Origin of the sequence: Klebsiella sp. HMSC09D12 (assembly GCF_001808475.1) — a bacterium.
Classification (GTDB): Bacteria; Pseudomonadota; Gammaproteobacteria; order Enterobacterales; family Enterobacteriaceae; genus Klebsiella; species Klebsiella oxytoca.
The window spans coordinates 134831-149985 of sequence record NZ_KV793500.1 but is presented as its reverse complement, the minus strand read 5'-3'; the positions used below and the strand labels follow the sequence as shown (position 1 = coordinate 149985).

Sequence of the window (15155 nt, the reverse complement as noted above, 5' to 3'; positions counted from 1 at the left end):
CCACCTCCTGAAAAATTAACGCTGCTCTTTCTCGTTGTACTGGAAAGAGAAAAGGAAAATCAGCGCGATAACCGCAGCGGCCACCGCCGGGATCCACCAGAAGGTCACCCACGCCTGCGGCACGCTCTGGCCGGCGACCAGATGGTTATACAGCGCGCCGGAGATCTGCGATCCCAGCAGCATACCGATGCCATAGGTGAACATAACAATCATGCTCTGCGCCTGGCCTTTGACCTTCTCACCGGCCACGCGATCGGTATAAATAAAGCCGACTACAAAGAAAAAGTCGTAGCAGACGCCGTGCAGCAGGATGCCCAGATAGAGCAGGAACCGCCCCTCTTCGCTGACGCCAAGGGCAAAGAAGGCGTAGCGTACGAACCACGCCGCCATGCCGATCAGCAGCATGTATTTAACCCCCAGGCGGCGGAACAGCAGCGGGATCACCAGCATAAAGAAGATTTCTGACATCTGACCGAAAGACATCGCGGTGCTGACGTCCGCCACCCCGGCATCCGCCAGATAAGAGGCGGTGTAGGCGTAGTAGGTCCCGAGCGGAATCGAAATCAGCGTCGCGCAGAAGGAGAAAATGAGGAAGTGGCGCGTTTTTAGCAGCGCGAAAGCGTCGGCGCACAGCAGGTCGCGAAACTGTACCGGCGTCCCCTTCGCCGGAGCCGGCGTATGCGGCAGCGTCAGACTATAAACGGCCAGCGCCACCGAGCAGAGCGCCGCCAGGGTAAAAATGCCGGTGGTATCAGAGATACCGGTGACGCCGATAAAGATACCGGCGATGATCCAGCCGATAGTGCCGAAGACGCGCACCACCGGGAAGGTTTTATCGACGTTCGCCAGGCTGTGGAAAGCGATATTGTTGGTCAGCGCCAGCGTCGGCATATAGCACAGGGTATAGCCGAACAGCAGGCCGATCAGCAGCGCGCCGTTTTGCGCCACCAGCGCCTGCGGGACAAACCACAGAATAACCGCTCCGGCCAGATGCATCACCGCCATCACCTTCTGCGAAGCGAAAAAGCGATCGACCAGCATCCCCAGCACAAACGGTGAGAGAATAGAGGCAATCGGCCCGGCGGAGAAGGCATCGCCAATCAGCAGCGACATCTCATAGCGGGTCATCACCAACCCCAGCGTCACCGACCAGCTTCCCCAGATAAAAAACTGCATAAACATCATTAACGACAGCCGCGGCACCAGAAAACGGTGGGCTACGCGGGGTGTTTCACGACCTTCGGTTGTTGTGACCATTTCGACCGCCCTCAAAAAAGTAATCGATTACAAATACGCTCAAATAAAAAGTAATCGATTACAAAAAGAAGATCGCGGGCAAAATACGCTAAGCGCGAAGAAGATCACAATAAAAAGAGATAATGCCCCGCCGGACGACGGGGCGATCGCCCTACGCCGAACGGCGCAGGGTTTTAAAGGCCACAAACAGGAACAGGATCCAGACCGGCAGCAGAATCGCCGACAGGCGCATACCGTCAATCGTGCACATCAGCACCAGGATCAGCCCAAGAAAGGCGATACAGATATAGTTGCTGGCGGGCGACAGCAGGGCTTTAAACTTCGATTCGCGCCCTTTGCGCCGCTGGGCGGCGCGGAACTTCAGGTGCGCCAGACAGATCATAATCCAGTTCAGCAGCAGCGTCGCTACCACCAGCGCCATCAGCAGACCGAGAGCTTTTTGCGGCAGCAGGTAGTTAAGCAGCACCACCAGCGAAGTAATGACTCCCGATAGCAGCAGGGAGTTAACCGGCACGCCGCGCTTGCTGACGCGGGCGAGAAACTTCGGCGCATTACCCTGTACCGACAGTCCGAACAGCATCCGGCTATTGGAATAAACGCCGCTGTTATAGACCGACAGCGACGCTACCAGAATAACGAAGTTTAGCGCTGAAGCCACCACGTTACTGTCCAGATTATGAAAGATCATCACGAACGGGCTGCTGTCGGATTTAATTTCCACCCACGGATAGAGCGCCAGCAGAACCACCAGCGAGCCGATATAAAACAGCAGGATACGGTATACCACCTGGTTAACCGCTTTCGGGATGCTCTTTTCCGGATTATGGGCTTCCGCCGCGGTAATGCCGATAAGCTCCAGCCCGCCGAAGGAGAACATAATGACCGCCAGCGACATGATCAGGCCGTGCCAGCCGGTGGCGAAGAAACCGCCGTGTTTCCACAGATTATCAATGCCCGCTTTGCTGCCGCCGTGGCCGCCGAACAGCATCCACAGGCCAAAGCCGATCATGCCGATAATCGCCAGCACCTTGATCAGCGCAAACCAGAACTCCGCTTCGCCGTACAGACGCACGTTCACCAGGTTGACGGCGTTGATAATGATGAAAAAAGCGGCGGCCCAGATCCACGTCGGCACGTCCGGCAGCCAGTACTGCATATAGATCCCGGCGGCGGTCAGTTCCGCCATCCCGACCAGCACGAACATTACCCAGTAGTTCCAGCCGGAAAGAAAGCCGGCGAACGGCCCCCAGTACTTATAAGCAAAGTGGGCAAAGGAACCAGAAACCGGTTCTTCGACGACCATTTCGCCAAGCTGGCGCATGATCAGAAATGCGATGATACCGGCGACGGCATAGCCGAGCAGTACGGCCGGTCCCGCCATTTGAATGGCTGGCCCGATGCCGAGAAACAGGCCGGTACCGATGGCGCCGCCAAGGGCGATAAGCTGAATATGTCGGTTCTGTAAACCGCGGTGAAGCGTCGGGCCGCTTTCCTCTACGGCATCCGACGGCGTTGACGCGTCTTTCACGTCGATCCCCTGTGTGTTTATATGAAGGGGCACCTTGTAACACTTATCCCCGTCATACTTCAAGCCGCAGATGCCCTGGCTTCATACGTTCATTGATTTATCACAAGGGGCGAGCAGCCCTGCCCGCCCCAGCGTTTTGCTTAGAACTCGTAGCCGACCGAAACCTTGAACGTCCGTGGTTCGCCACGGAACAGATAGGTTCCGCTGTCATCCGCGCCGGACCAGTAGTTCTCATCCGTCACGTTATCCACCCCCGCACGCACCGTCATCTGGTTCTGGTTCTCGTTAAGCGCCAGGCGATAGCGCACGCCGAGATCAAGGGTGGTGTAGCTATCAATCTTCTTGCTATTCGCCTGGTCGGCATACTGCGAACCGGAATGGTTGAGGCGCGCGGTGGCGGTCAGACCGTCGATGGGCTTGATGTCATACTCTGCCCCAAGCACCGCGTAGAACCCCGGTACGCCGATCGCTGTTTTACCGTCGTTGATACCATCCTTGGTTTTCGACAGTTCGGCTTTCAGCCAGGTCGCGCTGGCGTTAAGGCGCAGACCGTACAGCGGTTCGCCGAAAACGTTAAATTCCACGCCGCGATTACGCTGCTCGCCGTTAAGGCCATAGCGTTTCTGGCTATCGAGGAATGCTGACGGCATTTTAATTTCAAACAGCGCCAGCGAGCCGCCAATGCGGCCAAAATCCGCCTTCATCCCGACTTCGTTCTGTTTGGAGTGAATAATTCCGACGCTTTCCCCATAGTTAGCGGCGGAGTTCGGCGCGTTGCTGCCCGGCTGCAGGGCTTCGGTATGGTTGGCGTATAGAGAGATAACCTGCCACGGCTTGTAGACCACTCCATAGGTTGGCATCCAGCGGCTGTCGTCATACGCATCGCTTTGCAGGCCGGTGGTTTTATCGTAGTTGCGCACCACCACTTTTTGATGACGCGCGCCAGCGGTGAACAGTAGCGTATCATCCAGCACGCCGAGGGTGTCGCTCAGCAGCCAGCCCTGGGAACGGGTACGGCCGCTGGTCAGCGGATCGTAATAATCGCCGCCGAAGGAAGCGTTCGCTGGAGGCGCAACCTGCTGAGTATCGTAGATATTCACCAGCGGGTTATCCGCCGCCTTCGACATCCGCCATGCGGTTTTATCGTTTTGGGTTTTCGCCGAATAGCCGACGTTGACTTTGTGCGATACAAAACCGGTGGCGAACTCGCCGCGTACCCCGGCCATACCGCTGGCGGTATCAATATAGCGGTTGGTATCCAGGCGCCCCGCCGTGGCGTTGCCCGCCCGGTCGATGAGCTTCGACGCGCTATATAAGCCGATTTCATGGGCGTGCTGCGCGCCTAAAGAGGCATAGGCGGTCCATTTATCGACAATGTCGTATTCCATCCTCAGCATACCAAACTCATTTTCGATATCGCTGTAAGCCCATTTTTGCGTGTAGTTGTGGGTGTTATCCGGCAGGCGCGGAATAAAATCGACGCCCGAAATGTTGATCCCCATCGGGCCGCCGTGGAAGGTTTTTTTCTGATAGCCAAAGTCAAACGAGCTGCGCATGCGTTCGCCGCGATAATCGAGACCAATAGAAGCCAGCGTGGTTCTGCGTTTATCACTCTCCACCGCCGTCTCGCCTTCGCGGTGCACCAGGTTCACCCGCGCGCCGAACTGGTTATCATCGCCAAAGCGGCGACCCAAATCCAGCGAGCCGCCGACCTGAGAATCTGAGGTATAGTCCACGCCCACGCGAGCGGTCGGGATATCTTCCGCGCGCTTGGGTTCAAGGTTGATCATGCCGCCGACGCCGGAACTGGCTGCGCCGTTCAGCAGGGCGTTGGCGCCTTTAAAAATTTCCACCCGCTCAAGCATGGCGGTATCCACTACCTGACGCGGCACCACGCCCGCCAGCCCGCTCAGGGTCATATCGTCGCCGTCAAATTTAAGGCCGCGAATGCGGTAGGTCTCAGCGTAGTTACCGTAACCCTGCACCGGCTGAACCCCGGCATCGTTACTCACTACGTCGGTGATGGTTTTCGCCTGCTGATCCTGAATCAGCTTCGAGGTATAGCCGATAATGCTGAACGGAACGTCCATCGCGTTTTGTTCGCCGAGCATTCCGAGGCGGCCGCCGTTGGCGACCTGGCCGTCGAGATAGGCGGGCACCACCAGGTCGCCGCCGGCTCTAAAGCGGCTGTCGGGCGTCGCCTGAACGACCATGGTTTCTTCGTTTTTCTGACGTTCGCCGGCGTCGTTTTCTACCGCAGCGGCTGAATGGGTGATCGCGCCAACGGTTAACGCCAGCAGCGTTTTTCGCAGTGGGAAGGCCGGAGAGCAGGAGCTACGCATAATTTGGTCCCATAGATAGGAAAATAAAGCCAGGGGCCCGTTGCCGGGCCAGATTTTTTATTTTGCGGTCAGGTCAATGCGGACAACGCTGTCCGGCCCTTTCGTCGAATGATCTTTATTGAACGGCTGTTTGACGGTGACAAACAATGTTTGCCCGTCGGCGGAGATCAGCAGGCTGTTGGGGTTAGCCGGAATATCCCATGATTTTTTTAACGCGTAGCTGCTGCCATCCAGGCTGATTACTTTGCCGGATTCACGCTGGGAAATATAAATCTCGTTGCGCTTTGGATTGAACTGCACCGCCAGCGAATCGCCCACTTCCAGCTGCTTAATCAGCTTACCGGTATGGATATCAAGCACCAGCGTGGTTTTCGCTTGCGAGTTGTCGGTGACGAACAGGCGGCCGGTGGCGCTATCTTCGGCCATATTCAGCAGCAGGGCTGGCTTAGCGCCCAGCGGCTTCCAGCGCTGCTCGATACGGTTGTTGCGTGGGTTAATCACCAACACCTCGCCGCTGCCGTTTGCCGCATAGAGACGTCCGGTTTGCGCAGAATAGTGCAGGCCGGTCATCCATTTGCCGGTATTTTTAATCCGCGTTTTCAGCTTCAGCGTGTCGGCATCGACGACCCAGATTTGTGCCGGATCGGCCACCGCGCCCACGTAGAGCGTGTTATTGAGCAACAGGATCTGCCGCGCGCCGTACGGGAATCCCTCTTTGTTACGCTCGCTGAACAGCAGGCGTTTTTTGACTTTGCCGCTGGCGGTATCAATGGCGCTAATGCCGCCGTCCAGCGAGTTGGTCACGTACAGCGTACTGCCATCCGGACTAAGCTGTACGGCAAAGTTTTTCAGGTCTGTGTGGGTCATACCGAGGGTTTTCAGGGTCGTCGGGTCCAGCTTATAGACCGCCCCGCCCTGCACATCTTTAAAGCCTTCAGCGCTGGCCACGTATAGCGCATCGCCTTTCGGGCTGAGCGCCATTTCATACAGCCCCTCCGCCAGCTCGCGCTTCAGCGGCTGTGCGGGGGTAACCGCGCTTTTTTCAGCCACGTGTTGAGAAGCCGGAACGGTATGGGTGGCGGCGCAGCCGCTTAAGACAGCAGAAATAGCCAGCGCCAGCGCCGAGAGAGTGCATTTCATAAGATCAATCCTGAACAAAATCAACGATCCGATAGTGACTCCGCCGCCGAAATTAACGTTTCCGGTCTTGCGCCTGTGAGCCCCATCCTGTGCCTTCGCCGTTTCCCTGTGAGCCCGCGACGAACGCAGGTTATCTCCTGACAAAACCGCAAACAAGAAGAAGAATGAGAACTATACGCATTATCTTATCGTAATCAAGCCTGGCTTTTGGCGAATGGAAAAACGTTTCATTTTTCGGTGAAAGGGATTCGCCGCAGAGGGATGAGCTGAAGGTGAGGAACAATGCGCGACAAAACGCTGAGAGGCAGAGGGCCGGACCCGACAGGATCCGGCCTCAATGACTACGCGCTGGCGGTGTCCAGGCGCGCCAGCTGTTCCGCACTCAGGCTCAGCGCGGCGGCGCGGGCAAAGCTCTCTACTTGTGCAATGCTGGTGGCGCTGGCGATGGGCGCCGTCACGCCTTCGCGGGTCATCAGCCAGGCCAGAGCGACTTCGGCAGGTTTAGCGCCATTTTGCTCCGCGACCTCATCCAGGGTATCAATAATACGCAGCCCGCGAGGATTAAGGTATTTACCGATGCGGCTGCCGCGCTGGCTTTGCGCCAGATCGGACTGCTGGCGGTATTTACCGGTCAGGAAGCCGGACGCCAGGCTGTAGTAGGTCACCACGCCGATCTCGCGGCTGACGCACAAGTCGCAGAGCGCGCCTTCAAAAGCCGAGCGATGATAAAGATTATATTCCGGCTGCAGTACCTGCCAGGACGGCAGGCCGCTTTTACGCGACACCTCCAGCGCGCTCGACAGCTGCTGCGCGTCAAGGTTTGAGGCGCCCATCGCGCGGATTTTACCCGCCTGCTGCAGGGCGTGGAAGGCTTCGAGCGTTTCGGCAACCGGCGTTTCCGGGTCCGGCCAGTGGGCAAAATAGAGGTCAATATAATCAGTGTTCAGGCGACGGAGCGAATCGTCTACCGCCTGCTGGATCCAGGCTTTTTTCAACCCTTTATGGCCAGGAAGGCCTAAATCGGAACCCACTTTGGTGAAGATCTTCACCTTCTCGCGCATGCCTGGCCGCGCCTGTAGCCAGCGGCCGATAATGGTTTCAGACTCGCCGCCCCGGTTGCCATCCGCCCAGCGGGAGTAGACATCCGCCGTGTCGATAGCATCGAAGCCGTGGTCTATAAACGCATCAAGAATGGCAAAACTGGTTTTTTCATCGGTGGTCCAGCCAAAAACGTTACCGCCAAACACCAGCGGGGCGATGGAAAATCCGGTTTTGCCCAGGGGACGTGTGATCATGCCGTTCACTCCTTATCGCTTATATTCAGTATCCTTCGGAACGCCGTGAGGGCCAGAAAAGGACAATTACGGGATAGTAAGAAAAGGAAGCTTGAAGCGGGCTTTCCGCGCCCGCTGAATGCATAACAACATTATGTCCCGGAATAGACGTCAAAGCTAAAATATTTCCCGGCGAGCTTTTTATAAGTGCCGTCGGCAAGAATAGTGGCAATCGCGCCGTTAATCTCCTGGCGCAGAGCATCGTCCTCTTTGCGCAGGCCAATCGCCGCGCCGGCGCCGAACAGCTTGTCGTCCTTCAGGTGTCCGCCAACGAAGGCAAAATCTTTCCCCTGCGGCTGCTGCAGGAAGCTGTAGTCGGCCATCATGCCGGAAAGCACCGCGCCGTCAATACGCCCGGACTCCAGATCCTGAACCACGCGATCCGCCCCCTGATAGGCGACGATATTGATTCCTGCCGGACGCCAGTGCTGATTAACGTAAGTCTCCTGCGCCGATCCCTGCTCGACGCCGATGGTTTTGCCTTTCAACTGCTCGACGGTGTTTCCGGCCAGGGTGTTTTTACGCGCGACAAGGAATACCGGGCCGTTGTACAGCTTGTCGCTAAAGCCAATCTGCTCTTTGCGTTTCTCGGTCATATACATGCCGGAGAGGATCGCATCGAACTTACGCGCTTTCAGCGCCGGGATAATACCGTCGAAATTGCTTTCCACCCACACGCACTTCGCCTGCAGCTGTGCGCAAATCGCGTTGCCGAGGTCAATATCAAAACCCTGCAGCTTACCCTGCGGATCTTTCCATTCAAACGGCGCGAAGGTCAGGTCGACGCCAAAGCGAATTTCCTTATTTTCTGCGGCCAGGGCTGAGGTTGAGGCCATCAGCGCGACCCACAGCAGAAGAGATTTTTTCATTATTTATGGACTCCAGAGATCAACGGCAGTGTGTTTCAACTAACCGGGCAAACAGCGTCGCGCCGGTGGAAATAATATCGTCATTAAAGTCATAGCCAGGGTTATGCACCATACAGCTACCCTTCCCGCCTTTCTCGCCATTGCCCAGCAGGAAGTAGCAGCCGGGGCGCTGCTGGAGCATAAAGGCAAAATCTTCGCTGGCGTTCATCGGCGAGATGGATTCCAGCACGCCCTCCTCGCCAAAGACTTCCAGCGCCAGCGCTTTGGCGAATTCGGTCTCTTCAACGCTGTTGGTCAGTACCGGATAAGAGTCAAAGACCTCTACCTCGCTGCTGGCGCCGTAGCTTTTGGCGGTAAAATCAGCAAGCTCCTTGATACGTTTAATCAGCAGGTCGCGGATTTCCGGCTTCATCGCCCGCACGCTCAGCTCCATCACCACGTTCTCCGGAATGACGTTCGAAGCAATGCCCGCCTGGAAAGTGCCGACGCTCACTACCGCGGTTTCGCCCGGCGGTACGTTACGCGCAACGATGCTTTGCAGATTCATCACCAGCGCCGCGCCGGTGACAATCGGATCGACGGTGCGCTCGGGGTGCGCGCCGTGGCCGCCGTAGCCGGTAATGGTAATTTTTACCGTATCCGCCGAGGCCATAAAATTACCGGCGTAAAAGCCGACTTTCCCCACCGGCAGGCCCGGCATATTGTGCAGGCCGAAGATGCGCTCGCAGGGAAAGCGCTCAAACAGGCCGTCTTTAATCATTAAATCCGCGCCGCCGATAGCTTCTTCGGCAGGCTGGAATATCAGGTGAACCGTGCCGTTGAACTGACAGGCCGGAGAGGCGATATACTTCGCCGCCGCCAGCAGAATGGTGGTATGACCGTCATGGCCGCAGGCGTGCATTTTCCCGGCAACGGTGCTGGCCCACGGGAGATCGGTCGTTTCGAAAATCGGCAGCGCGTCCATGTCGGCGCGCAGGCCGATAGTGCGCGGAGAATCGCCTTTGCTTAAGGTTCCGACTACCCCGGTTTTCGCCAGCCCGCGGGTCACCGTATAGCCCCACTCGGTGAGTTTTCCGGCCACCAGCTCGCTGGTATTAAACTCTTCCAGACTTAATTCCGGATTGGCGTGTAAATAATGACGGATCGCAATCATTTCTTCTTCAGTGGCTTTAATTTCGGGAATTACACAGTCGGTCATGCCGGTCTCCGGGCAAAAAATGAGATATTCAGTTTGAATAACTTAACTTGTCAGAGGCTTAATGCAAGTAGGATTTGTGATAGAGGAAGGAGGCATCATCTTATTTACTCATAATGATGAATTTTGTGAATTCACGGTACTGGCTCAAGGCATAACTTTAGATATAGCTATTCTTTTTCAATAATCTAAAATTAACAGCGACGTCAGGAGATCAGACTATAAAAATAGCAACATTTCGCCATGAAACGTCTGACAAACCGCTTAACTAGAATATTTTACTCCATCCACCCCACCAGCAGTCAGACGGAACCAGGCCGCGCGGGTCGCTCCAGGAGGCTGAATATGCCGATCCCGTTTTCGGTAACCGAAAATCGTCTATCTCAACCTCAAACAGTGATGAGTTGCTCATTCTTCTGCATGAGATAAAGAGCTGAATTGACAAACCATCATAAAAATGCCGTACATGCATAATGTGAAATAGCGTCACAGTATTCCATTCAGCAAAGTTTTTTTAAACCATTGACGTTAAGACATCAGCCGCGCCGAGATCCCGCTTTATAAATAATTAAAGTCATATACTTCCGTTTGAAAGCCAGGCTGACAAGCGTAAAAGACTTATATTTGATTAACTAAGTCAATATCAGCCTTTAATCCGCTTCGCGGGGTTATTTCCCTATGGCGTACCCTCCTCCAGGGCTCGTATTGACAAGCGAATATGCCATAGATAAATAGCATTCACACAAAAAATATCACACCACCCAACAAATCAAATTTAATATAAACAGTCAATCAGGAGGTAATGACCAGGATTTTGATAGATGAAATGTATAACCGCACAATTGAACATTTATTTTATAGATATATAAACCCTGAATTAAAGACAATTTAAAACATACTAAAATCAGAGCTTTCAACTATGAACATGCACAACCTTAGAGTTTAATACCACAACATCGCTAATGTTTGCGCATTGGCAAAAACATTTATTTAGGAATATTCCTGGATAGATAAGAGCCCCAGGCCTTTTTGACTTGCACCAGGAGGTTTCCCATCTTTATAATCTTTTCACATTGAAAATATAAATTCACTGACGTGCGGCGTACTAAAGAATTACGTTAGCTCTAACCGTGGGAATGATAAATATGACAATACGGTTAGCACAAAGAGCCCGACAAACAGCATCGGTAACGAAAAGAAAAAGCTGACAGATCATCACCGCAACAGAACATCCTATAAAAGAGGCGGCTTTTCTTTTCACAAAATACCACCAGGATTAAATATGTAACTTCAGGAAGCGTGAATATTACATGGACGCACTTTCTGTTAATGCTCCTGATAAAGACCGCAATATAGAGATAAAGAAATTTATTAAATAGTGCGTTGAAAGGCCTACATAGCCAGGCGAATAGCCAGTTGATGTAATAACGCCTCGTATCACGAGGCCTGTTTTGAAAATTAGATAAGGATATATAAATGACTAATCAGTTCAAGAAGATAGCAATTATCGCTGCTTTCGGTATGTTGCCTTGCGCAGCTTTTGCTACCCCAACCGTTACCTTTCAAGGGGAAGTCACCGACCAGACCTGTTCTGTCAGCATTAACGGGCAAACCAGCTCTGTCGTCATGCTGCCTACCGTAGCCACAACTGACTTCGGCCCTACCCTTGCCAATGGACAAACGGCTGGACTGACCCCATTCACCGTCTCTATCAGCGATTGTACTGCGCCGGCGACCGATATTAACATTGCCACGAAATTCCTTGGCTATGATGTGGATACCGGCTCCGGCGTTCTGGGCAACCGCGCAACCAGCGATGCCGCCGTCGGATTTGGTATTCAGTTAACGGCTTCAAGCGATGGTTCAAATCCGGTAGTGCTCTCTGGCCCAACGGCTGTTAACGGACTGGTACTGAAAGCAACCAAAACTGAAGCAAGCTACGAGTTCGGTGCACGTTATTATGTCGTTAAAGCGACAGGCGCTACCCCGGGTAAAATTACCTCTGTAGCCGAATATACGCTGAGCTACTTCTAATTGCGCAGCTCTGGCTGGCGAGACATTTTCGTCCAGCCAGAGTTTTCACCCGGTTTCTTTGTATCGTGTGCGATAGATTTCGCTGCGATGCCAAACATATCTCTTCTGGCAGCAAATTAAACTCAGACTTAGGGTACTAATTTAATACAGGAAAGCGAAGGATGCGCATTTATTTCTCATTGGTAGCAATGCTTCTTTTATGCTTGAGTCATCATGTCTGTGCTAGCGTAGTGATGACCGGGACGCGTATTATTTATCCTGCTCAGGTTAGCAATAAATCTATCCAGCTAAAGAATCCGGACCAGCAACCTTATATTGTTCAGGTTCAGGTCGACGATGGCAGTGAAAAGAAACCAGCTGATGAAGAAGATAGCAACTTCCTGCTGACGCCCAATATATTTCGCATGGAGCCGGGCAGCGCGCAAACGGTTCTTCTAAAGTATATTGGCAATAGTCTACCGCAAAATAAAGAATCAATTTTTTATATGAATTTCACCCAACTTCCGGCGACAAAATCGGAAAAAAGTGGGAGTAATCAGCTCGTTTTAGCCATCACCAATCGGGTTAAAATTTTTTATCGCCCTCAGGGAATAGAAGGAACCCCGGGAGAGACGGCGAAGAAAATGACCTTTTCGCTTAGCGGCAAAAAAATAAAAGTCACTAATTCTGCTGGGTACTTTGCCGTTGTCCGTCGCGCCAGTTTAGTGATTAACGGTCGCGAAATTAAGCTAGCTGATAGGCAAATGGTCGCGCCGCAATCATCCGCAGAGTGGTTACCCTCAGACCCGGTGTCCGGCCTCAAGGGCGCACGTCTGCGGTTAGTTTTGGTCAATGATTACGGCATAGATGTCATCAACGAGCGCACCTTATAGAACGCAATAATAAAAATGATACCGTACCGATTCGGAGGCGGAGTAGCGTGAAATACACTCTTGTTTTATGTTCTTTAATAGCATCAATCTCCGGATCGTACGCAGCGGATAGCACTCCGGAAAATGCATTGTCCGACTCATCTGCGGCCGATGATTATATTTTCGAGCCTGAATTATTTCGCGGTGGAAGATTCAGCCAGTCGGCTCTCGCACAGCTGGTGAAGAAAAATAGCATCGCTCCGGGGAAATACAGAGTCGATGTCTCTGTAAATAGCCACTTTGTCGATAATATTGAAGTTGAATTCATCAAACTCAATGACGATTCGGTTTCTCCTTGCTTACCTGAGACCTTTTTCAAAAGTGCGGGTATTAAACTTACGCCGCCAACCGCCGCCAATTCATCATCAGCCCCCCGCTGCTATTTTTTAAAGCAGGTAGTAAAAGGCGGTAGCGTGGATATGAACGTTGCGCAGCTACGTCTTAATCTCAGCGTTCCCCAGACAGAAATGGACAGAGCGCCTCGCGGGTACGTTGACCCGGAAGAGCTGGATTCGGGGACTTCAGTCGGTTTCGTAAACTATATCAGCAACTATTATCATGTTTCCTATTCCGGAAAGAATAGCGGCAATCAGGACTCGGCCTGGGCTTCGCTAAGTGGCGGGATCAATCTTGGAAAATGGCAGTATCGGCAGTTATCCAATTTAAACTGGAGCCGCGATGGCGGTAGTACCTGGAAAAATATCCGTAGCTTCCTGCAGAGACCTCTACCCGAATATGGCAGCCAACTCACGGCGGGCGAGCTGGTCACGGCAGGTCGTTTCTTTTCCGGTCTGAACTACCGCGGCTTCAGCCTTGCTACAGATGACCGGATGCTGCCTGATTCTCAACGCGGCTACGCTCCTGTTATTCGTGGCGTTGCCGTCACTAACGCCAAAGTATCCGTCCGTCAAAATGGTCAGGAAATCTACCAGACAACGGTCGCGCCGGGAGCGTTTGAAATTACAGACCTCTATCCGACGAGCTATAGCGGCGATCTCGACGTTGAGGTGAGCGAAGCGGACGGATCGGTCAGCCGCTTCAGCGTCCCCTTCTCCGCCGTACCGGAATCGATGAGGGCGGGCATATCCCGCTACAACTTCGAGCTGGGGAAAACCCGCGATACCGGCGAGGAATCGCTATTCGGCGACATAACCTGGCAGCGAGGCCTCAGTAACGCCATCACTATGAACAGCGGTTTGCGCATCGCAGACTCCTACCAGGCAATCATGTTCGGCGGCGTTTACGGTAGCTGGCTGGGGGCCCTGGGCATGGACCTCACCTGGTCGCATGCAAAGGTTCCCGATAGCGGCTATACCGAAGGCTGGATGACGCACCTTTCCTGGAGCAAAACGTTTCAGGAGACGGATACGACGGTCTCCCTTGCCGGATACCGCTATTCGACCAGCGGCTATCGCGACCTTAGCGATGTGCTCAGCCTGCGCGATAGCACACATTATGGCGATAGCTGGCAATCGTCCACCTACAGCCAGCGTTCCCGATTCGATATTTCATTGAGCCAAAGCATTGGCCAGCTTGGCAGCCTGTATTTGTCGGGTTCGACGCAGGATTACCGTGATGGCCGCAATCGAGATACGCAGTTACAGTTTGGCTATAGCAACAGTTTTCACGGCATCAGCACCAACCTGTCCGTCGGCCGTCAGCGTATGGGCAGCTATGGCGATAACGGTAGCATGCAAACCATCACCTCGCTCTCATTCTCAATACCGCTGGGCACCTCCAGCACGCGAGCGCCGACATTAAGCACCTCCTGGACTCATTCGACCGATGGCGGCGATCAGTATCAAAGTTCGCTGAACGGGGTGATTGATGAACAGCAAACGGCCAGCTATGGCCTGAATATCAGTCGCGATCAGCAGTACCGCAACACCGTCTTCAGCGGCAACCTGCAAAAACGGTTCTCGGATACCACCGTTGGAGTGAACGCTTCGAAAGGCGACGGGTACTGGCAGGCATCCGGCAGCGCCCAGGGCGCACTGGCTATTCACTCCGGCGGCCTCACTTTCGGCCCGTATCTGGGCGACACTTTTGCCCTCGTTGAAGCGAAAGGCGCAGCGGGAGCGAAAGTGCTTAACGCTCAACAAGTGACGATTGATAACCAGGGTTATGCGCTGGTCCCTTCATTGACGCCATATCGCTACAACCGGGTCACGCTGGATCCGCAAAATATGGACGGTAGCGCCGAGCTGGTGGACAGCGAAAAACGCGTTGCCCCTCTGGCAGGCTCCGTCAGCAAAGTGGTTTTTCGCACCCGTAGCGGTACAGCCTTGTTAATTAAAGCCCGATTAGCCAGCGGCGAATCATTGCCGCCGGGTTCGGATGTTCTGGATGAGAGCGGCAACGTCATCGGTATGGCGGGCCAGGGAGGACAAATATACGTGCGTAGCGAAAAAAGCCAGGGGCACTTTGTCGTCCGCTGGGGAGATAAGCCAGAAGAACGCTGCACGCTACCTTTTGATATTTCTGGCGCGCAGCCAGAGCAGCCGATGGTCAGATTATCCTCAGTCTGTTCACGTTAATGGAGCCG

General features: G+C 53.8%; 10 protein-coding genes. 3 read left to right on the top strand and 7 right to left on the bottom strand.

Annotated elements, in window-relative coordinates; genetic code table 11:
- Nucleotides 1–15: 15 nt before the first annotated feature.
- The 7 genes from HMPREF3178_RS21480 to HMPREF3178_RS21450 form a co-directional block, all read right to left on the bottom strand.
- Nucleotides 16–1257 (bottom strand): MFS transporter, encoded by a 1242-nt coding sequence (locus HMPREF3178_RS21480; RefSeq protein ID WP_017146420.1) that lies wholly within the window; start codon nt 1255–1257, stop codon nt 16–18.
- 151 nt (nt 1258–1408) lie between these two features.
- Entirely contained in the window at nt 1409–2785 is a 1377-nt protein-coding gene (pheP, locus tag HMPREF3178_RS21475) for a phenylalanine transporter (RefSeq protein ID WP_004099947.1), read from the bottom strand.
- Between the two features lie 140 nt (nt 2786–2925).
- The gene (locus HMPREF3178_RS21470) at nt 2926–5127 is read right to left on the bottom strand and encodes a TonB-dependent receptor (RefSeq protein ID WP_017146421.1); all 2202 of its coding nucleotides are present in this window, start codon (nt 5125–5127) and stop codon (nt 2926–2928) included.
- A gap of 57 nt (nt 5128–5184) precedes the next feature.
- Entirely contained in the window at nt 5185–6267 is a 1083-nt protein-coding gene (locus tag HMPREF3178_RS21465) for a YncE family protein (RefSeq protein WP_017146422.1), read from the bottom strand.
- Nucleotides 6268–6608: 341 nt separating this feature from the next.
- Complete coding sequence (locus tag HMPREF3178_RS21460; RefSeq protein WP_004099940.1) at nt 6609–7562, bottom strand: aldo/keto reductase; 954 nt, start codon at nt 7560–7562, stop codon at nt 6609–6611.
- A 131-nt stretch (nt 7563–7693) separates the two neighbouring features.
- Nucleotides 7694–8470 (bottom strand): ABC transporter substrate-binding protein, encoded by a 777-nt coding sequence (locus tag HMPREF3178_RS21455; protein ID WP_017146423.1) that lies wholly within the window; start codon nt 8468–8470, stop codon nt 7694–7696.
- Nucleotides 8471–8489: 19 nt separating this feature from the next.
- On the bottom strand, nt 8490–9668 hold the full coding sequence (locus HMPREF3178_RS21450) for a M20 aminoacylase family protein (RefSeq protein WP_016809107.1): 1179 nt from the start codon (nt 9666–9668) through the stop codon (nt 8490–8492).
- A 1473-nt stretch (nt 9669–11141) separates the two neighbouring features.
- Between HMPREF3178_RS21450 and HMPREF3178_RS21445 the strand changes: the two genes are divergently transcribed.
- The 3 genes from HMPREF3178_RS21445 (at nt 11142) to HMPREF3178_RS21435 (ending at nt 15147) form a co-directional block, all read left to right on the top strand.
- Nucleotides 11142–11699 carry a fimbrial protein gene (locus HMPREF3178_RS21445; RefSeq protein WP_004099933.1) on the top strand — a complete coding sequence of 186 codons (558 nt, stop codon included), beginning with the start codon at nt 11142–11144 and terminating at the stop codon, nt 11697–11699.
- Nucleotides 11700–11860: 161 nt separating this feature from the next.
- Nucleotides 11861–12571 carry a fimbrial biogenesis chaperone gene (locus tag HMPREF3178_RS21440; protein WP_017146424.1) on the top strand — a complete coding sequence of 237 codons (711 nt, stop codon included), beginning with the start codon at nt 11861–11863 and terminating at the stop codon, nt 12569–12571.
- 47 nt (nt 12572–12618) lie between these two features.
- Entirely contained in the window at nt 12619–15147 is a 2529-nt protein-coding gene (locus HMPREF3178_RS21435; RefSeq protein ID WP_070585497.1) for a fimbria/pilus outer membrane usher protein, read from the top strand.
- The last annotated feature ends 8 nt before the right edge of the window (nt 15148–15155 follow it).